This is a genomic window from Psychromonas sp. 14N.309.X.WAT.B.A12 (genome assembly GCF_030397575.1).
GTDB lineage: Bacteria > Pseudomonadota > Gammaproteobacteria > Enterobacterales > Psychromonadaceae > Psychromonas.
In genome coordinates this window covers 27836-47037 of record NZ_JAPNXS010000017.1, presented here as the reverse complement: position 1 = coordinate 47037, position 19202 = coordinate 27836, and the positions used below count along the sequence as shown (strand labels likewise).

Sequence of the window (19202 nt, the reverse complement as noted above, 5' to 3'; positions counted from 1 at the left end):
CCTAAATCTAGCGCGTCTTTCAATCCATTGAATTTTAGGTATAAAAAAACCAGCAAATTAGCTGGTTTATTTATTTCTTAACGTGTGGTTAAGCATGGTGCGGAAGGAGAGACTTGAGCTCTCAGAGCTTGCGCGTTCTTTGGGAGTTGCTGAGCCTAAATCTAGCGTGTCTTTCAATTCATTGAATTTTAGGTATAAAAAAACCAGCATATTAGCTGGTTTATTTATTTCTTAACGTGTGGTTAAGAATGGTGCGGAAGGAGAGACTTGAACTCTCACACCTTGCGATACTAGAACCTAAATCTAGCGCGTCTACCAATTCCGCCACTTCCGCGAATGTGGCTGGGATAAGAGGATTTGAACCTCTGAATGCCGAGATCAAAACCCGGTGCCTTACCGCTTGGCGATATCCCAGTTGTTATTTTAAGAGTTTACTTCTCTGTAATATTTTATAACTAAATAAAACATTATTTCAAGTTTAACCTTCTTCAAGGATTCTAATTCGTTAGAAACGCATTAGATAATGTGGCTGGGATAAGAGGATTTGAACCTCTGAATGCCGAGATCAAAACCCGGTGCCTTACCGCTTGGCGATATCCCAGTTGTTATTTTAAGAGTTTACTTCTCTGTAATATTTTATAACTAAATAAAACATTATTTCAAGTTTAACCTTCTTCAAGGATTCTAATTCGTTAGAAACGCATTAGATAATGTGGCTGGGATAAGAGGATTTGAACCTCTGAATGCCGAGATCAAAACCCGGTGCCTTACCGCTTGGCGATATCCCAATTATTGATTTTAAAGAGTTGAACTTCTCTGATTGGATTCTTTATAAAATAAAGAATGGTGCGGAAGGAGAGACTTGAACTCTCACACCTTACGATACTAGAACCTAAATCTAGCGCGTCTACCAATTCCGCCACTTCCGCGTAAAGTAAATGGTGGCTACACCGGGATTTGAACCTGGGACCCCATCATTATGAGTGATGTGCTCTAACCAGCTGAGCTATGTAGCCATTTTTACTTTAATCTTAACTTGCTCTGTAAAACAGTGCGTCGTTTCGATGGGGCGCATTATGCGGATATCGACGTACCTCGTCAACTAATTTTTAAGAAAAAAAAGGTTTTTTTGTTTATTTGCCTAAATGCTAGTCAAGTTGTTTTTATTTTGTGCAAACATAACTAAAAACAGCCTTGTTGTAGAGTTTTCTATCAATGAAAAAGTTAAACTGAAGGTAATTAAACTCAATGATAGTGAACTATGAAGATATTACATACCTCAGATTGGCACCTTGGCCAGTATTTTATGATGAAAACACGTGAAAGCGAACATAAGGGATTCTTATCTTGGTTAATTGAGGTGGTCAATAAACAGGAAATTGATGCGGTTATTGTTGCTGGGGATATTTTTGATAGTGCGTCGCCTGCTTCCTATGCTCGAAAGTTATATGCAGACTTCGTTGTGCAGCTACAACAGAGTTTTTGTTCACAGTTAGTTATTGTGTCAGGTAATCACGATAGTGTTGCTGTATTAAATGAAAGTAAATCGTTGTTAAGTGCATTAAATGTATCTGTTCTCGCGGGATTAAGTGATGATTTATCTGAACACCTTATTACGTTAAAAGATCAGGAAGGTAAACAGCAGGCATTAATGTGTGCTTTACCCTTTTTACGCGCTAACGATGTCATGCTCAGTGAGCAGGGCAGTTCTGCAGAGCAAAAGCAACAATCATTACAACAAGGTATTGCTGATACTTATCAGTCACTTTACGATTTAGCAGAAAATAAGATTAAAAATGACAAGTTGCCTGTTGATACTGCAATTATTGCCAGTGGTCATTTAACCACTGTGGGATGTTCGGTATCTGATTCGGTACGTGAGATTTACATTGGTACTTTAACTGCGTTCCCTGCGGCTTTATTTCCTAAGTTCGATTACATTGCATTGGGGCACTTACATAAAGCGCAACGAGTACAAAAATCTGATGTGATCCGTTACTGCGGGTCACCTATCCCATTAAGTTTTGACGAAAGTAAACACACCAAGAAAGTCAATATTATTGAGTTTACAGATAAAAACGATTTACAAGTAAGTGAGCTTGATATTCCGTCTTTTCAGCAGCTACATATAATTAGCGGTGATTTAGAATCGATCTCAGAGCAAATAAATGACCTTAAAGCTTCGCTAAAAGATGAGACGGTTTGGGTGGAAGTAAAATTAAAACAAGCACAATATATGTCTGATTTACACACTCATTTAAGTCAATTAGTGGAAGGAACTGCGATTGATATTTTAAAAGTAAGTTGCCCGCAAATTAATGAAACTAATCAATGGCAAGAAAACGATAAAAAAAGCTTAGAAAATGTAACACCTGCGCAGTTGTTTGAACATCGCTTGGATATTGAAGACAATATAAGTGATGAACAAAAGCATCAACTTAAAGGGCTGTTTGCTGAGGTGTTATCAGCAGTGGAGCATCAATCATGAAAATTTTATCGCTGCGTTTTAAAAACTTAAACTCCTTGAAGGGTGAATGGAAAATAGATTTCCAAGATCAAGCCTTTCAAGATAACGCATTGTTCGTCATTACTGGGCAAACAGGCGCAGGTAAAAGTACAATTTTAGATGCGATATGTTTAGCTTTATATCAACAAACACCACGTTTGGATAAATTAACACAAAGCAAAAATGAGTTGATGACACGCGGAACTGGCGATTGTTTAGCGGAAGTTGAGTTTGCTGTTAAAAATAAAGCCTATCGTGTTTATTGGTCGCAAAAACGTGCGCGTAATCATGCAGATGGCAATCTACAAGCTCCTTTGTGCGAGTTAAGTGAAGTAACAGGGCAAGTGTTAGCGACAAAAAGCAGTGATGTATTAAAACAAGTTACTGAACTAACTGGACTTGATTTCTCTCGTTTTACTAAATCTATGCTTTTAGCGCAGGGTGGTTTTGCTGCATTCTTAAATGCATCTAGTGGTGAGCGCGCTGAGCTATTAGAGGAGTTAACTGGGACAGAGATCTATTGCGAAATAGCACAATATGTTTATCAGCAAAATAAACAGATACAAGCAGAGTTAACTCTATTAACAGAGCAAGCAAAAGTGTTGAGTGTATTAGATGAAGCTGACCGAGAAGCCTTAGCAGAAGAGGTCAAGCAACTTGCAGCACAACAGAAAAGCTTAACTAAGGAAGCACAAACCTTAGACAAAGCATTAAGTTGGTTACAAGAAAATGCTAAATACGACCAGGCGATTGTCGATCAAAAACAAAAGATTGAAAGTATTGAAGCTCAAAAAAATGCTTTCAAAAGCAAAGAAATAAGCTTAGTCAACGCTGAGAAAGCTGAAAAACTGACGCCTATTTATGAATCGCAACAATACGCATTGGAACAACATACAAAAATTAAAGCACAACTAGCCAATATTATTGAAAAAGAAAAACAAAACAGTGTTGCTATCGAGTCTTTACAGAAAAAACAGTTACAACAATCAAGTAGTGTGTCGCTTCAACAGGAAGAAACAATACAAGCAATTGATGAGATAAATAAAGTATTAGTACCTTTAGATATTGCGATTACTGATAAAAAAACGCAACACCAAAGTTTACAATTAGAGTTGACTAGTAAACAAAAACAAGTTGATTTGAGTCAGCATGAGCTAGGTTTAATACAGGAAAAGGTCGAAGATTATCAAGCGCAGTTAAAAGAGATCCAAGTGCTGTTGCAGGATCAGGCTTATATACCCACCCTGAGTGAGAGCCTCTCTAGTGTTACGTTACAATTAAACCAATTGGATGAAACAAAAACTAAAGCTGTCAGTCTATCGGAGTCTTTAATTGAAGCTGAACAGGCCAAACAGTTATTTGTATCGAATAATCAGAAAGCGAATCAAGAGCTACAAACACTTCTAACAAGTACTGCCCCTTTACAGGAAAAATTACAGCAATTAAGTCATGATATAAGTACAGCAAACGATACTTTACCAGGGAGTTCTTTGGAGGGAGCTAATCAGCGACTGACATTATTGCAAAGTGAATTAAAACAAATACACAGTGGGTTGCCTATATCGGAGAAATTAGATCTGATTGAAGCGGAGCTATTTAAAAAGCACAGTGATCTAACCCGTTTAGAAAACAGTATTAATGATGACAGAATTCAGTTAAACAGTTTGAAGGACCAAGGTAAGCAATTAGCGGCTGATGTAACGAATACTGAAAAGCTATTAGAACAAGAACAAATTATTCAAAGCTTAACTGAGTTGCAGTTAAAGGTACAAAAAGACCAACCATGTCCTTTATGTGGATCATTAACTCACCCTGCACTAGTGAGTTATCAAAAAATTGATGTGCCTGAGCATCAATTACGTCTACAGCAATTACAACAGGCGTTGATCAAAGCGCGATCTGCTTACAGTGAATTAAATGGTCAGTTAAAATCTAAGCTTCAGCAGTTCACTGAATTGCAAGCCTCACAACAATTACTGTTAAATGATAAAAATGAAAAACAGCAGCTTTGGTTAAATCATGAGTATTTAAAAAGTCGCTCACATGATCCAAGCAGCAGCCAGCAGTTAATTGAATTGAGTAATGAGCTTGAAAGTCAACATGCTGCTATTCAACAACAGGTTGAAAATATAAGAGCATTGCAACAAAGTCATATTGAGGTAGAGAAACAGTTACAAAGTATCTCTGAGCAGCAGCATCAACTGTCACTAAAACAGCAGCAAAATAGCTATGAAGAAAATAGACTGGTAGAACAAATTTCGTCCCTATCACAAGAGTTTACAAAAGCTAAACAGAAAGTTGAAACATTACACTCAGCGATTACTGATGCTCTTCCTGAGCAGGCGATTACAGATAAAGTCTTAGGTAAATTGTTATTTGATGCACCACAACAATGGATTGAACAAGCGACACAACAAGTAGAACAATATAAAACACAATTGCAACACGAACAGAAGATAGCAACAGCACTAAACGAGTTAACCCAACAAATAAAGTTACAGGCTCAAGTGGTGCAGCAACAAACACTGGCCTTAGATGAAGTTAAGGTAAAAACGACAGCATTAACAGAACAGATAGATCACTTACAATTGCAAAGAGCAGAGCAGTTTGGCGATCAAAGCGAACAGCTGTTGCGTGACAATGCTAATGCTAAATTAGTCGCTAGCCAAGCACAGCTCGAACAGGTCAATAAAGCATTACAAGTACAATTAGATGTAGCGCAAGCAATGAAAGGTGAGATAGTGCAAATAACTGCTTCTGAAAAGCAGTACGCAGCCCAGAGTAAAACAAAATCAGAACAGTTTGAAAAAGCATTAGTGGCCTCTGCATTTACCGATCAAGCTGAATACATTAAGGCTCGTTTGGCGCCAGAAGAGATCAAAGTCTTGCTTTTACAACGTCAGCAACTTCAAGATGATGTATTGAAAGAAAATACACGATTGGAGACGTTATTGAATCAACAGCTTGAGTTGAAAGCCATTAAATTGACAGATAAATCATTACATCAAGTGAAAGATGAAATCTTGGCATTACAGCAACAGATGCAATTACATCAAACCACTTATGCGACTAAATTTGGCTTATTACAATCCGATGATGCTAATAAATTAAAACAGCAAGGTATTGTAAAACAGCAACAAGAAAAGCAACAAACAGCGCTCCATTGGGAGATGCTGAATAAGCTCATCGGGTCGGCTGACGGAGCGAAGTTTAGAACCTTTGCACAAGGGGTAACATTAGATAACTTGGTGTACCTAGCCAATAAAGAGATGGCTAATTTACATCAACGTTATCAGCTACAACGTAATATCCATCAACCTTTAGCATTACAGGTAATTGATTTATGGCAGGCTAATGCGGTTCGCGATGTGAAAACCTTATCCGGTGGTGAAAGCTTCTTAGTGAGCCTTGGTTTAGCACTCGCATTATCGAATTTAGTGAGCCATAAAACACAAATTGAATCTCTATTTTTAGATGAAGGTTTTGGCACGTTAGATGCTAGTACTTTAGAAGTAGCTTTAGAAGCGTTAGAGCGTCTAAATGCTAGCGGTAAGTTAATTGGTATCATTTCACATGTAGATGCTTTAAAAGAACGGATTAATCATCAAATTCATGTGAGCAAAGGGGCTTCTGCTGGCTTTAGTCGATTAGCAGACTGTTATCAATTTAAAGCTGCAGAAATCATTTAAGTATCTGAATTTAAAATACGAAATAATGAGACTCGGTGCAAAGCCACTGTATTTAAAAGTAGATATTAGTTGTTGCTTTAGTAAAATCAGAGAAAAAGTGTAAGGTAAATTATGTTACAGCAGGAAAGGCACAGTAAAATCTTAGCGTTACTCAGCCAATTAGGCCGAGTTTATGCGGCAGAGTTAAGTGTTCAATTAGGCGTTTCTGAAGATACGGTTCGCAGAGATTTAAAAACACTGGATGAACTCAAGCAGCTAAGACGTGTTCATGGCGGGGCATTGCCTTTACAGCATGAGAATCAAGAGTATCGTCAACGTCATGAAGAGATTGACCCGTTAAAGCAGCGCGTTGCGCTAGCGGCAATTCCATTAATCAAAGAAGGGCATACTATTCTTATTGATTCTGGAAGCACCTGCCTTCAGTTGGCTATGAATTTACCAACAGACTTTAGCTTTACGGTTGTCACGCCTAGTCCGCTAGTGGCAACTAAACTAATCCATCATAATAATATTGAACTCATTTTATTAGGCGGAAAAATATTTAAACCAGCTGTGATGGCATTAGGGGCAACTACCAATGCAATGCTCAGAAAGATTCATTTCGACACTTGCTTCTTAGGGGTCTGTGCACTTCACCCTAGTCAAGGCTTGAGTATTAATCATATTGATGAAGCTGAAACGTTAGCAACTATCATTGAACAGTCAGAACAAGTGGTGACCTTAGCTTCACATTTGAAACTTGGAAAAATGAGTACCTACAAAGTATGTGGTACACATAAAATTAACTATCTGGTAACCGATCCTAAGTCAGATCCTAAACTACTCAGTTTGTTTGCTGAGCAAGGGCTAGATATTCAACTTTGTGCAGAATAGAAATATAAAGCAATAGATAGCTTATCTATTGCTGTTAATTGGTTAAAAGGGAGTTATTACATAATGTCTAATAAGCAAATGGTGCTGATAGTTGATGACTCGCCCAGTATCTTAAAAATGTTAGCCTCATGCATCAAAGGCCTATGCGAAATGAAAACTGCGCATAGTGGACAAGAATGTCTAGAGGTAGCGGCACAAATTCCACAACCCGATTTAATTTTATTGGATGTATCTATGCCTGAAATGGATGGATATGAAGTGTGTGAATTATTAAAAGCAAATCCTGTGACTGCAGCTATTCCTGTGATTTTTGTGACAGGATTGCAAGGTGAAAAAGATGAAGAGAAAGGTCTGATGGTTGGTGCTGTGGATTACATCACTAAGCCATTTCGCCCTGCTATTGTCGCTGCACGTGTGAACACCCATTTAACTATTAAGTTACAACAAGATAAGCTAAATCAATTAGCTTTTTATGATCAGTTAACGGGTTTATATAATAGACATTATTTGATGGATGTTGCGAAGCAAAAAATACAGGCTGCACAACAAGAACAGCATCCATTATGGGTACTAATGATTGATGTCGATCACTTTAAATCGATCAATGATAATCACGGCCACTCTGTGGGTGATATTGTTTTACAACAAGTCGGCGAAGCACTAGCTGCAAGTGGAGAGCAAAGCGATGTCACCGCTAGATCGGGCGGCGAAGAGTTCGTAATTCTATTTGATTTGTGTGAGGATGAAGAAGCGTTTAATAAGGCGATTTCTGTTCTAGATGCGATTGAGAGTCTTAACCCACATGGCATAAATGTAACAATCAGTATTGGTATGGCAAAAATATCTGATCAAGATAAAGATTTTGATAGTTTGCTCAAACGTGCTGATATTGCATTATATAAAGCAAAAGAGAATGGTCGGAATAGGTTGGAATTAGCTTTTTAATCGCGTAAGCACTTTTTACAAAATAAAAAAACGGCAAACTAGGTTGCCGTTTTTTATCATTAACGTTGTATCAATTATACGAATTAAACGTTAAAGCGGAAGTGAATCACATCACCATCTTGTGTGATGTATGATTTTCCTTCTAAACGCCATTTACCAGCTTCTTTTGCTCCTGCTTCACCTTTGCATTCAACGAAGTCGTCAAAACCAATAATTTCAGCACGGATAAAGCCACGTTCAAAATCAGTGTGAATTTTACCAGCTGCTTGTGGTGCTGTTGCACCTACAGGCACTGTCCAAGCACGTACTTCTTTTACGCCAGCTGTGAAGTAAGTTTGTAAGTGCAATAGCTCATAACCACTATAGATAACACGGTTTAGACCAGGCTCTTCTTGGCCAATACCTTCTAAGAATTCTGCTTTATCTTCATCGTCTAATTCAGCTATTTCAGATTCAATAGAAGCACAAACAGGCACAACAACTGCATTTTCTTTCGCTGCAATTTCACGTACTTTGTCCAATAATGGGTTATCTTCAAAACCATCTTCAGCTACGTTAGCAATGTACATTGTTGGTTTCAGAGTTAAAAAGCTTAGGTATTGAATAGCCGCTAGCTCTTCTTTTTCGAAGTCTAAACCACGAACCATGCCATCTGCTTCTAAATGTGCCTTGATGCGTTCTAAAATAGGTAATTCAAATTTAGCATCTTTATCGCCGCCTTTTGCTTTCTTACCTAAACGTAAGATAGCACGATCACAGCTTTCTAAATCAGCTAATGCTAACTCAGTATTGATGATATCAATATCTTCTTGTGGATCGATTTTGCCTGCTACGTGAACGATATTTTCATCTTGGAAACAACGCACAACATGGCCGATTGCGTCAGTTTCACGGATGTTAGCTAGGAATTTATTACCTAAACCTTCACCTTTTGATGCACCTTCAACTAACCCTGCAATATCAACAAACTCCATTGTTGTTGGTATTACTTTCTGTGGGTTTACGATGTCAGAAAGTTGGTCTAAACGTGGATCAGGTACAGGTACGATGCCAGTGTTAGGCTCGATAGTACAAAAAGGGAAGTTAGCCGCTTCAATGCCTGCTTTGGTTAATGCATTAAAAAGGGTTGATTTACCAACGTTGGGTAAACCTACAATACCACATTTAAAACCCATGATTTTATCCTATTAATTTACTGTTATTGTGCTTTGAAGCTATGTAAGCGATTCATCGCTTTTTCGATACCATCGACACCTAAAATATGGGTGCAACGGGCTGCTTCATCGATACTTTGCTCGATCAAATTTTGTTCTGTACTCGTTGCTTTACCAAGTACATAACCGCTAACACGATTTTTATCGCCTGGGTGGCCAATACCAATACGTAAACGGTAAAAATTTTTGTTATTGCCTAGTTTTGAAATGATATCACGTAAACCATTATGCCCGCCATGACCACCACCGAGTTTAAATTTAGCGATACCTGGGACGATATCTAGCTCATCATGAGCGACTAAAATTTCTTCAGGTTTAATTTGGTAGTATTTTGCCATTGCGCTAACCGCTTTACCACTGAGGTTCATAAAGGTAGTTGGGACTAATAAGCGAATGTCATTTCCAGCAAACTGAATACGACCAGTGTGGCCAAAAAATTTAGCTTCTGGTTTTAGCTGGATATTTTCTTGAGAGGCGAGTTGTTGTATGTACCATTGTCCGGCATTGTGTCGAGTATTTGCATATTCGGGGCCTGGATTAGCCAGGCCCACAAGCAATTTAATCGTAGTTGACACGATTACTCAGCAGCGTCAGCTTCTGTTGCTTCTTCAGTTTCTTCTTCAACAGCCGCTGTTTTCTTAACAGTGATTGCTAATAGTGGTAAATCATGCTCTTCGCCTTTGCTAAGCTCAACAGATTCAACACCTTTTGGAAGTGTAACATCAGAAATATGAACAGTTTGACCAATTTCAACATTTGCAATATCAACTTCGATAAATGCAGGAAGATCAGCTGGTAAACAAGTTACTTCTAATTCATTTGCTAAGTGAGCAACTACGCCGCCGTTTTTAACAGCTTCTGCAGTTTCTTCGTTTAAGTAATGAAGAGGAACTGTAGTTGTGATTGCTTGAGTTGCATCAACACGTAAAAGGTCTAAATGTTGGATGCGTTCTTTGAAAGAGTGACGTTGAATATCTTTAAGCAACACTTGCTCTGCAACACCGTCAACTTCTAGGCTTAATACTGAAGAGTAAAATGCTTCGATACCTTCAACTTTCATTAATTCTTTGTGTTCGAAAGTTAGAGAAACAGGATCTTTTCCTGCACCGTATACAACACCAGGTGTTTGGTCTGTGTGACGTAGGCGGCGGCTCGCACCTTTCCCTAAGTCTGTACGGCTTGTAGCTACTAATTTAATTACTGACATGGTAAAACTCCATTAATGAGGATATTAATATTAATTCCTCAAATTAAAATAGATTATCGTTTGCGACCAGCGATAACCACCTTCCCCTTATTAAAAGGGTGTATAAAAAAGGCGCGCCATAGTAACTCAGTAAGTTGTTTTGTACAAATTAAATACGAAAAAAAAGCGTTTATTTCTGAGAAATAAACGCTTTTCTAAAAACTCACTAAGACCTTATAGCTATCTTATTGTTTTTTAGTAATGAAACATCGCTGAAATAGATTCTTCATTACTTACACGACGAATTGCTTCAGCCAGCATGCCACTTAATGTGAGTTGCTTCACTTTACCTGTCGCCATAATTTCATCTGTTAATGGAATTGAATCCGTTACGATGAACTCATCAATCACAGAGTTTTTGATATTTTCTAATGCAGAACCAGAGAATACTGCATGAGTTGCGTAAGCATAGACAGATAAAGCACCACGCTCTTTAAGAGCCGCTGCTGCTTGGCATAATGTACCGCCAGTATCGATCATGTCATCAACAATGATACAGTTACGGCCTTCAACGTCACCGATTAAGTGCATTACTTGTGCAACATTTGCTTTAGGGCGACGTTTATCAATGATTGCCAGATCTGCATCATCTAATAGTTTAGCGTGTGCTCGAGCACGAACTACACCGCCGATATCTGGTGATACAATCATTGGGTTTTCTAATTTTTTCTCTAACATATCTTCAAGTAGTACAGAGCTACCGAATACGTTATCAACAGGTACATCAAAGAAACCTTGGATTTGTTCTGCGTGTAAATCGACAGTCATAACGCGGTCAACACCTACGTTAGATAGGAAATCAGCAACTACTTTTGCAGTGATCGGAACACGACTTGAGCGTACACGTCGATCTTGACGAGCATAACCAAAGTAAGGGATTACCGCTGTAATTCGTCCTGCTGAAGCACGACGAAGTGCATCAATCATTACGATTAGTTCCATTAAGTTGTCGTTAGTTGGAGCACAAGTCGATTGCACGATGAAAATATCATCACCACGAACATTTTCATTAATTTGAACATGTATCTCACCATCACTAAAACGGCCTACATCAGCACTTCCTAATTTGATGAAAAGACGATCAGCAATTTTTTGGGCTAAATCGGGTGTAGCGTTACCTGCAAATAATTTCATGTTTGGCACTATGAGGACCTCTGTCATCCTGTTGATTTGGCTAATGGCAATTTGCCATTAACAAGTGTGATTAATCCAAAATCAATTAATCTAGTTTGGTAGTTAATAATTCACGTAATGGTGAAATATTTACGCCTTTAGTGGTGAAGCAATTTAACCAACTTGGCGATTTTTTTGCTAATAATTCAGCATCATCAGCGTGTTCAAATGTACTAAAAACACATGCACCTGTTCCGGTCATTTGAGTCGGAGCGTATTCTAGCAACCAGTCGATAGTCTTAGCAACCTCGGGATAATTTTTTTTAACACAAGGTTGGCAGTCATTTGTCCATTTATTGCTCATAAGTTGTTCATGTGAAAGCTTTTTTGTGTCTCTTTTTAAAGATGGATTTTTAAATACGTCGGGCGTGGAAATATGGCAACTAGGTACTGCAATAAGATAGTAAGGTTGCGCAGGGGAAACTGATGTCAGTTTTTCACCAACGCCTTCGGCAATAGCGGCTTTTCCATGCACAAAAATTGGCACATCAGCACCCAATTTAACACCTAGGGCTGCTAAGGTTTGATCGCTTAAGTTAAGTTGCCAATGATAATTTAAAGCAACCAAAGTGGTGGCTGCATCCGATGAACCGCCTCCTAATCCTCCCCCCATAGGTAGATTCTTTTCTAATTCGATATGTGCACCAAGGGAGCAGTGTGTGTGCTCTTGAAGTAAACGAGCTGCTCTATAAATAAGATTGCTTTCGAGTGGTACGCCTTGAATTTCTGGCGTTATGGTGATTTTTCCACTTTTATTTGCGCTAATGGTTAAGAAGTCGCAGTGCTCAATAAATTGAAATAGGGTTTGTAAATTATGGTAACCATCAGAGCGTTGTCCAGTGATATATAAAAATAGGTTTAGTTTCGCTGGTGCTGGCCAACGAATTTTTTCAATATGCATGATGAAACTCTATTGTTGTTGGGTATTCCATTGGCTAACCGCTATTTTAAGTTTGATATCATCGCGATTAAGGTCAATTTTTCGAGGTAGATAAAAGCCGGAAAAGTCTTGGTATTGTTGATATCTAATTTCCCATTGATTGCCACTGCTATCTGTACCCAATAAGTTACTCACTTGTTGTTGATCATTAAGTTGATAAGGAGCCTTTTCCGGGTTGCCTTTGATCCACTGTTGCAATGCTTGAATGGGGAGATCAAGTCCTGGAGCAAGCTGTTTAATTAAAGCATTTGTATCTTGCCCTGTATAAATTTGGTCGTCATTATCAATAATTTCAACACCTTGTTCATTTTTAGTGATTTGCAAAATTCGAGTGCCGATGAAAGTCGTTAATTGAATGGCATAATTATCACCTTGTTGTCGCCAGTAAATATTTGCTGTTTGGCGCTCTGATTCAAGGAAAATAGCCAACTTACCCGTTAAGATCCAATCATCCAGTTGTTGTAACTGTTTTTGGTGTTGTTGCCATGTAAGGTTGCTTGGCACGCTAATATCTTCTGATGTATTGAATTGCGAACACCCTGTTAAGGTGATCATTAAGAGTAGTGTTACTATTTTTTTCATTATTTAAAGCCTATCTATACAAATGCCCTCAATATAGCAAAATATTTTATTGATAGCTTTTATTCAGCAGTAAAAACCTAACAAATATATCTTGAGTGAGGTAATAAGAAAATACTCGTAGTTTATAGAGAAATGAATGGACTAATTTAATTCTTCTACTATTTTAATAGGTATCATTTTCACCATTTATTTGAATTTTGTAAAAATATGGCTATAAAGTCACTTATCAAGTAAATAAAATTACTCTTTAGGAGTAATTTTGTGTCAATCATAAGCTGAATCGTTATAAACTATGTTGATTAAAAGAAAAGTAAAATTTTAACTCGTTCACTGATTTATTTATATGAAGCATATCTTTTTACTGTTTCTTTCAAAATATTAAAAGATGAAGGTTGATTAAGGGTTATTGCCATGGACTTATTGGATAAATTTTTAACTTTACAGCAATCTTTAACAAAGCTTGGAGTGGAAAATAGTGATCCAGAAAAAGATGATTCTAAATGTCGAATAAAGGCTATATTAAAATCTTGTTGTGAATTGTTAAATGTTGCTCGTGCTAGTGTGTGGTTATTTAATAACAATAAAAGTAGCATTATTTGTCAGTTTCTCTATATCAAAAAGAATGACCTATTTGAAAGTGGGTTACAAATTGCAGAATCTTCTTGTCCTATGTATTTTAAGTCATTGAATACAAGCAGAGTCATCAACGCAGATAATGCTCGAACCGATCTGAGAACTAAAGAGTTTTTAGAAGGTTACCTCACCCCACTTAATATTATGTCAATGCTAGATGCACCAATCTTTAAAGATGGCCAGTTATCTGGCGTATTGTGTATTGAGCAAACAGAGACATTCCAGTATTGGGATATGGCTGAAATATCCTATGCTGTTTCAGTAGCGGACTGTATCTCATTGGTATATGCCCAATCTAAATGGCTTTGTGAAAAACAAAGAATACGTTACATGGAAAGAGTGGATCCATTAACCTGTTTGGAGAATCGTCTATTTTTTCAAAAAAGGATAGCCCAGAATATTGAACACTCATCGCTCAATGATAAATGTGCGGTTATATTAATAGGTTTAGATCAGTTTACTGGTATCAATAAGCGTTTTAGTTACGACTTCGCTAATAAATTATTGTGTGAAATAGCTCGTCGTTTAGAATCTATCTCAGCTAGTTCACCCTATAGTTTATCGCGAGTCGGTGGTGACTTATTTGCTTTGTGGTTAATTAATTTTAAGGAGCAAAACGAATTAGAGAGTGTGATATTAAAGATCCAAGCACAATTTACCGATGAATTTAAAACCTTTACTAATGAAGTCATTAACTTAACTGCTAGTCTGGGCGTATATAGTTGTTATATAAAAGAGTTAGTAGATAAAGATCCTCTACGTAAAGCCGAAATTGCTATGTTAAAAGCTAAAAATGCAGGTAACGGCACAATCTCTTATTTCAACCCAGTATGGTTAATCGAGTATCAAGAGGAAGCGTCACTAGAGCATGAATTTGTTGATGCCTTAAATAATGGTGACATCGTTCCCTTCTATCAGCCTATTGTAAAACAAGATTATCAGAGTTCTGGTTTTGCACTGGAAGCGTTAGTACGTTGGATACATCCAACTAAGGGGATTATTTCACCTTATATTATTTTACCTATTGCAAAGCGATTAGGGTTAATGGGGGAGTTAGGTAATGCTATATTTGAGCAAACCTGTACTGATATTAATGGATTTTTAAATGCAGGATTAGACCTACAGAGGATATCCGTCAATATTTCTTCCGAACAACTTTTTTCTTCTCAGTTAGTAAATAAAATTGATGACTGTTTAAAAGCACATCAAGTTGCAGCCTCTTTAGTTGAGTTTGAAATAGTAGAAGAGTTGATGGCAGGGGACTTTCAAGTGTTATCAACACAAATAGAAAAGCTAACTCACTTAGGTATTCAATTATCGATTGATGACTTTGGTACAGGCTATTCCTCACTTTCTCGCTTAAAGAACTTAAATGTTTCTAAACTAAAAATAGATAAGTCCTTTGTTGATGGTTTACCAAATGGAGAGGAAGATATCTGTATTGTTAAATCTATTATTGGTCTGGCTAAAGGAATGGGCTTAGATTTGGTAGCAGAAGGGGTTGAAACACAAGAGCAAGCTAATTGGTTATTTGAAAATGGTTGTGACTATTTACAGGGGTATTTAATTTCTAAGCCGATACATGCAACAGATATTATTAAGCTAATGTCGCAAAAGAATCACTTTTTTAATGTGGAAAATAGACCTTAAGAGAAGGGCTTTAGTTTGTTAATAAATGAATTGAAATAGTCTTTTTTATCTTGGCTTACTCTGAAATACTTATTATCCCTATTGCCATTATGGGCCATGCTTAGCATTACTGGGCTTTAATTAGCAATAAGCTCTATTAAAGTAATGCTAACCAAATTTATCTGTAATCTTAATCATTTTCTTATATCAACTATCAACATGTTAAGTCTCTCATTATAGCCTGGAGACTTAACTGCAACTTGTTTCAATATTCTCAAACAATTAATAGCTCTTTCGCATTTGCTAAAGTGTGCTCTGTAATGCTGTCGCCACCCAATAGTCTTGCTAATTCTCGAATACGCTGTGTTTCATCTAATAACTGCATATTGGTGTTAGTACTTTTACCGTCACTTTGCTTATTCACTATCATTTGTTGATGACCATTGCCTGCTACTTGTGGTAAATGCGTTACACAGAATATTTGTGTGCTTTCCCCTAGTTGACGTAATAGGTTACCAACAACAGCAGCCGTTGCACCACTAATACCCACATCCACTTCATCAAAGATTAAGGTAGGAGTGGAAACACGTTGGCTGATGATCACTTGAATTGCTAAACTAATGCGCGATAGCTCACCACCAGATGCTACCTTTCCTAAATTTTGTAAACCTTGCCCTGCATTTGCTGCAACTTGAAATTCGATTCCGTCAATGCCTAATGGGCTCAGGCTATCACTTTCATGTTGTGTCATCACAACTTCGAACTGGCCATCTTCCATATTCAATTTTTGGATGCTTTTAGTAATCTTTTTACTTAACTCTTTAGCGTAACGTTGACGGCTTTGGCTAAGTTTTTGAGCATGTTTAACGTAATCTTGTTTCGCTGTATTTAACTCTGCAGTGAGTTGTTCAATTTGTGCTTCACTGTTATTGAGTTGTTGATACTCTTTACTTAATTTCTGATGAAAATCATACAGCAGTTCAGGTTGCACTTGGTGTTTTCTAGATAATGTCATCGCCTCACTTAAGCGTGATTCAAGCTGCTCAAATTGTTCTGGATCTAGCTCCAGTTTTTCGCTGTATTGACGTAATTCATAACCCGCTTCTTCTACTTGGATGACTGCTTCTTGTAATGCACTAACAATTGGCTCTAGTTGGTTATCATGTTGAACCTGTGACTCTAGTAGAGAGATACTTTTTTGTAATAAAGTGAGCGCATCCACCTCATCGGAATCAGCTAATAAGTTTAAACTTACTTGGGTACTTTCTAATAATGCACCACTGTTTGCTAATTTTTTATGCTCACTTTCAATTTCACTGAATTCACCTTCACCTAGTGCAAATTCATCTAGCTCAATAATTTGGTACTCGAGTAATTGTTTACGCGCTTGTTTTTCTTGTTGGCTTAATTGTTGTTGCTGTAACTGCTTTTTAAGAAAGTGACAGCCTTGATAAGTGTCTTTTACCTTTTGCAGTAATTGCTGGTGATTTGCATATTCGTCAATAATGGATAACTGTATATCAGTGCGTAATAAACTTTGGTGTGCATGTTGCCCATGTATATTAACTAATAATTGTCCTAAGCTTTTTAGTTGTGACAAAGGAACTGGAACGGCATTAATATAAGCACGAGAACGGCCTTCGCGGGTGATTACGCGGCGTAACAAGCATTCATTCGGATTATCACTCAGAGTATTCTCAAGGTCGTTGTTTTTTAACCAAGCTAAAGCATTAGGCGTGTCAATTAAGTTAAAGCGTGCACTGACTTCTGCTTTATCAGTGCCTTGTCTAATCATGCTTGCATCAGCACGAGCGCCAAGACATAGCCCTAATGCATCGATAGCAATGGATTTACCCGCACCTGTTTCACCTGTAATAGTGGTCATACCTTGGTGGAAATCAAGTTCTAAGAATTTTACGATGGCAAAGTGCTGAACAGTTAATTGGCTTAGCATAAAATGGTTATCCTATGATGATATTAACAACGACAAAACTACTGTTTAAAAAAACAGTTTAGTACTGTTTATTTAAACAGTAAAGTGCTGTTTATCTTTTTTATGCTAATTATTTCATTTTATGCTGATTGCTCAATCACTTGGTGAGTGCCTAGAAAAGCTTGTTACCCCAACCAAATTTAGTGTGTAGTACATGGAAATAGTTGTAATTTTGTGGGTGTAATAAGGTTAACTGGTGCTTCGTTTTTTTTATAATCACTTCATCACCAGGTAATACAGACAAGTTTACATGGCTATCACAGCTGATTTGCATCTCTGTAACATTGCTTTGTGCCACTTTTAAGCGCACTGTACTATTAGCGTCAATTACAATCGGGCGGCTATTTAAAGTATGGGGAAACATGGGTAATAAGCTGATCGCATCCAGTTTCGGTGTCAGAATTGGGCCACCACCGGATAATGAATAAGCTGTAGAACCGGTTGGTGTTGATAAAATTAAACCATCGGCACGTTGATTGATCATGAAATTATCATTTACATAGATTTCAAATTCAATCATGTGAGCAATTTTATCTGGATGTAATACTGCTTCGTTAACTGCGGTACTGCTGCTTCTTAGATGTCCATGACTGTATACTTGTGCTTCTAGTAAAAAGCGATGCTCAGTTTGGTAGGTACCTTCTAATACTTCACTTAATGGCTTTTCAAAGTCATCTGGATCTAAGTCAGTTAAAAACCCTAGGTTACCTCTATTTACTCCAATAACCGGTAGATCAAATCGGGCTAATACTCTCGCGGCACCTAACATGTAACCATCACCACCAACGACAATGGCTAAATCACATTTTTGACCGATGCCCACTAAATCTTCGTGACGAACTTCTGGTAACTGTAGATCATCGGCAAGACGAATATCGATGATAATTGCATGGCCACGGGCCTTCAGAAAAAAGTACAGACTAGTAAGGGTTTGTAACGCTTCACTATGTTGAGGTTTACCAATGAGTCCAATGGTTTTAAATTGACTTTGTTTCTGATTGTCTTGCGTCATAAAATACATACTCGATAAAATGTGATGAATTTCAGTATACCTCTTAAAAATGTTTTTATTAACAGCCTTGAAACTATTATTACTATCCCCATAATAGAGCGTATATTATTGACCAAAATAAAATTAAGTAGGATTGAGCTATGAGCGAAGAACAGAAAAACACAGTTGAAGAAGCAATTGAAACGGTTTTAGGTGAGGAAGCTGTTGAACAAGAAGCGGTAGAAGGCACTCTTGAAACAGGCGATGAGCAATCAGCTTTAATTGAAGAGTTAACTAAAAAGCTAGCTGCAGCTGAAGAAGAGATTAAAGAGCAGAAAGATCTAGTGATCCGTGCTCAAGCTTTTTCTCAAAACGAAATCCGTAAAGCGGGTATCGATGCAGAAAACCGCCGTAAATCAGTGCTAAAAACGTTTGCGAATGCGTTAACACCTGTAGTTGATCACCTTGAGTTAGCAATTCAACATGCAGATAAAGAGAATGAAACACTCAAACCTATGGTTGATGGTGTAGAAATGACCTTAACTGAGTTACTAAAAGCAATCTCAAGCATTGGTATTCAACAAATTGACCCTATGGGGGAAACATTAAACCCAGAAAAGCATCAAGCAATGAGCATGCAAGTGGTTGAAGGCGTTCCAGCTAACCAAGTTGTTGCTGTAATGCAAAAAGGTTACGAATTAAGTGGCGGTCAAATTATTCGTCCGGCAATGGTTGTTGTGTCAAAAGAGGCATAGTTCTCAACATCAACATGACTTAATTAATCTGTT

14 protein-coding genes and 6 tRNA genes are annotated in these 19202 nt (G+C 37.5%); 6 read left to right on the top strand and 14 right to left on the bottom strand.

Annotation, left to right across the window (positions count from 1 at the left end):
* Positions 1 to 249: 249 nt before the first annotated feature.
* The 6 genes from OW492_RS16515 to OW492_RS16490 all read right to left on the bottom strand — a co-directional run bounded on the left by OW492_RS16515 (position 250) and on the right by OW492_RS16490 (position 1016).
* Positions 250 to 334: transfer RNA gene (locus tag OW492_RS16515), tRNA-Leu, on the bottom strand.
* 5 nt (positions 335 to 339) lie between these two features.
* A tRNA-Gln gene (locus OW492_RS16510) sits at positions 340 to 414 on the bottom strand.
* Between the two features lie 112 nt (positions 415 to 526).
* A tRNA-Gln gene (locus OW492_RS16505) sits at positions 527 to 601 on the bottom strand.
* Between the two features lie 112 nt (positions 602 to 713).
* Positions 714 to 788: transfer RNA gene (locus OW492_RS16500), tRNA-Gln, on the bottom strand.
* Positions 789 to 844: 56 nt separating this feature from the next.
* Positions 845 to 929, bottom strand: a tRNA-Leu gene (locus OW492_RS16495).
* Positions 930 to 939: 10 nt separating this feature from the next.
* Positions 940 to 1016 (bottom strand) — tRNA-Met (locus OW492_RS16490).
* A 245-nt stretch (positions 1017 to 1261) separates the two neighbouring features.
* On the opposite strand from OW492_RS16490, the gene sbcD reads away from it, so the two are divergent.
* From sbcD to OW492_RS16470, 4 genes are all read left to right on the top strand, one after another.
* Positions 1262 to 2488, top strand: a complete 1227-nt coding sequence (gene sbcD / locus OW492_RS16485; RefSeq protein ID WP_290041585.1) for an exonuclease subunit SbcD — start codon at positions 1262 to 1264, stop codon at positions 2486 to 2488.
* Entirely contained in the window at positions 2485 to 6195 is a 3711-nt protein-coding gene (locus tag OW492_RS16480; RefSeq protein WP_290041584.1) for an AAA family ATPase, read from the top strand. Before sbcD ends, OW492_RS16480 begins: the two co-directional genes overlap by 4 nt.
* Before the next feature lie 111 nt (positions 6196 to 6306).
* Positions 6307 to 7068, top strand: coding sequence for a DeoR/GlpR family DNA-binding transcription regulator (locus tag OW492_RS16475; RefSeq protein WP_290041583.1), 762 nt, complete (start codon positions 6307 to 6309; stop codon positions 7066 to 7068).
* Positions 7069 to 7131: 63 nt separating this feature from the next.
* Positions 7132 to 8013 carry a diguanylate cyclase gene (locus OW492_RS16470; protein ID WP_290041582.1) on the top strand — a complete coding sequence of 294 codons (882 nt, stop codon included), beginning with the start codon at positions 7132 to 7134 and terminating at the stop codon, positions 8011 to 8013.
* Positions 8014 to 8096: 83 nt separating this feature from the next.
* On the opposite strand, the gene ychF is transcribed toward OW492_RS16470, so the two are convergent.
* From ychF to lolB, 6 genes are all read right to left on the bottom strand, one after another.
* A complete protein-coding gene (gene ychF, locus OW492_RS16465; RefSeq protein WP_290041580.1) occupies positions 8097 to 9188 on the bottom strand; it encodes a redox-regulated ATPase YchF in 1092 nt (363 codons plus the stop codon).
* Between the two features lie 23 nt (positions 9189 to 9211).
* Positions 9212 to 9802 (bottom strand): aminoacyl-tRNA hydrolase, encoded by a 591-nt coding sequence (gene pth, locus OW492_RS16460; RefSeq protein WP_113820207.1) that lies wholly within the window; start codon positions 9800 to 9802, stop codon positions 9212 to 9214.
* Positions 9803 to 9804: 2 nt separating this feature from the next.
* Positions 9805 to 10434 (bottom strand): 50S ribosomal protein L25/general stress protein Ctc, encoded by a 630-nt coding sequence (locus tag OW492_RS16455; protein WP_290041577.1) that lies wholly within the window; start codon positions 10432 to 10434, stop codon positions 9805 to 9807.
* 234 nt (positions 10435 to 10668) lie between these two features.
* Positions 10669 to 11616, bottom strand: a complete 948-nt coding sequence (locus OW492_RS16450) for a ribose-phosphate pyrophosphokinase (RefSeq protein ID WP_290041575.1) — start codon at positions 11614 to 11616, stop codon at positions 10669 to 10671.
* Between the two features lie 76 nt (positions 11617 to 11692).
* Positions 11693 to 12547 carry a 4-(cytidine 5'-diphospho)-2-C-methyl-D-erythritol kinase gene (ispE, locus tag OW492_RS16445; RefSeq protein WP_290041573.1) on the bottom strand — a complete coding sequence of 285 codons (855 nt, stop codon included), beginning with the start codon at positions 12545 to 12547 and terminating at the stop codon, positions 11693 to 11695.
* 9 nt (positions 12548 to 12556) lie between these two features.
* Positions 12557 to 13168 carry a lipoprotein insertase outer membrane protein LolB gene (gene lolB / locus OW492_RS16440; protein ID WP_290041571.1) on the bottom strand — a complete coding sequence of 204 codons (612 nt, stop codon included), beginning with the start codon at positions 13166 to 13168 and terminating at the stop codon, positions 12557 to 12559.
* A gap of 411 nt (positions 13169 to 13579) precedes the next feature.
* Here lolB and OW492_RS16435 point away from each other — a divergent pair, with 411 nt between their 5' ends.
* Complete coding sequence (locus OW492_RS16435) at positions 13580 to 15451, top strand: sensor domain-containing phosphodiesterase (RefSeq protein WP_290041569.1); 1872 nt, start codon at positions 13580 to 13582, stop codon at positions 15449 to 15451.
* Between the two features lie 253 nt (positions 15452 to 15704).
* On the opposite strand, the gene recN is transcribed toward OW492_RS16435, so the two are convergent.
* Positions 15705 to 17384, bottom strand: coding sequence for a DNA repair protein RecN (recN, locus tag OW492_RS16430; RefSeq protein ID WP_290041567.1), 1680 nt, complete (start codon positions 17382 to 17384; stop codon positions 15705 to 15707).
* A gap of 151 nt (positions 17385 to 17535) precedes the next feature.
* Positions 17536 to 18435, bottom strand: coding sequence for an NAD(+) kinase (gene nadK / locus OW492_RS16425; RefSeq protein WP_290041565.1), 900 nt, complete (start codon positions 18433 to 18435; stop codon positions 17536 to 17538).
* Between the two features lie 140 nt (positions 18436 to 18575).
* Between nadK and grpE the strand changes: the two genes are divergently transcribed.
* Positions 18576 to 19169 (top strand): nucleotide exchange factor GrpE, encoded by a 594-nt coding sequence (grpE, locus tag OW492_RS16420; RefSeq protein WP_290041563.1) that lies wholly within the window; start codon positions 18576 to 18578, stop codon positions 19167 to 19169.
* The last annotated feature ends 33 nt before the right edge of the window (positions 19170 to 19202 follow it).

Bases quoted from the DNA above. Each gene is read 5' to 3' on its own strand.
- lolB (WP_290041571.1), bottom strand. From the start codon at position 13,168: ATGAAAAAAATAGTAACACTACTCTTAATGATCACCTTAACAGGGTGT.
- grpE (WP_290041563.1), top strand. From the start codon at position 18,576: ATGAGCGAAGAACAGAAAAACACAGTTGAAGAAGCAATTGAAACGGTT.
- nadK (WP_290041565.1), bottom strand. From the start codon at position 18,435: ATGACGCAAGACAATCAGAAACAAAGTCAATTTAAAACCATTGGACTC.
- OW492_RS16455 (WP_290041577.1), bottom strand. From the start codon at position 10,434: ATGTCAGTAATTAAATTAGTAGCTACAAGCCGTACAGACTTAGGGAAA.
- OW492_RS16470 (WP_290041582.1), top strand. From the start codon at position 7,132: ATGTCTAATAAGCAAATGGTGCTGATAGTTGATGACTCGCCCAGTATC.
- sbcD (WP_290041585.1), top strand. From the start codon at position 1,262: ATGAAGATATTACATACCTCAGATTGGCACCTTGGCCAGTATTTTATG.
- ychF (WP_290041580.1), bottom strand. From the start codon at position 9,188: ATGGGTTTTAAATGTGGTATTGTAGGTTTACCCAACGTTGGTAAATCA.
- OW492_RS16435 (WP_290041569.1), top strand. From the start codon at position 13,580: ATGGACTTATTGGATAAATTTTTAACTTTACAGCAATCTTTAACAAAG.
- OW492_RS16480 (WP_290041584.1), top strand. From the start codon at position 2,485: ATGAAAATTTTATCGCTGCGTTTTAAAAACTTAAACTCCTTGAAGGGT.
- recN (WP_290041567.1), bottom strand. From the start codon at position 17,384: ATGCTAAGCCAATTAACTGTTCAGCACTTTGCCATCGTAAAATTCTTA.
- ispE (WP_290041573.1), bottom strand. From the start codon at position 12,547: ATGCATATTGAAAAAATTCGTTGGCCAGCACCAGCGAAACTAAACCTA.
- OW492_RS16475 (WP_290041583.1), top strand. From the start codon at position 6,307: ATGTTACAGCAGGAAAGGCACAGTAAAATCTTAGCGTTACTCAGCCAA.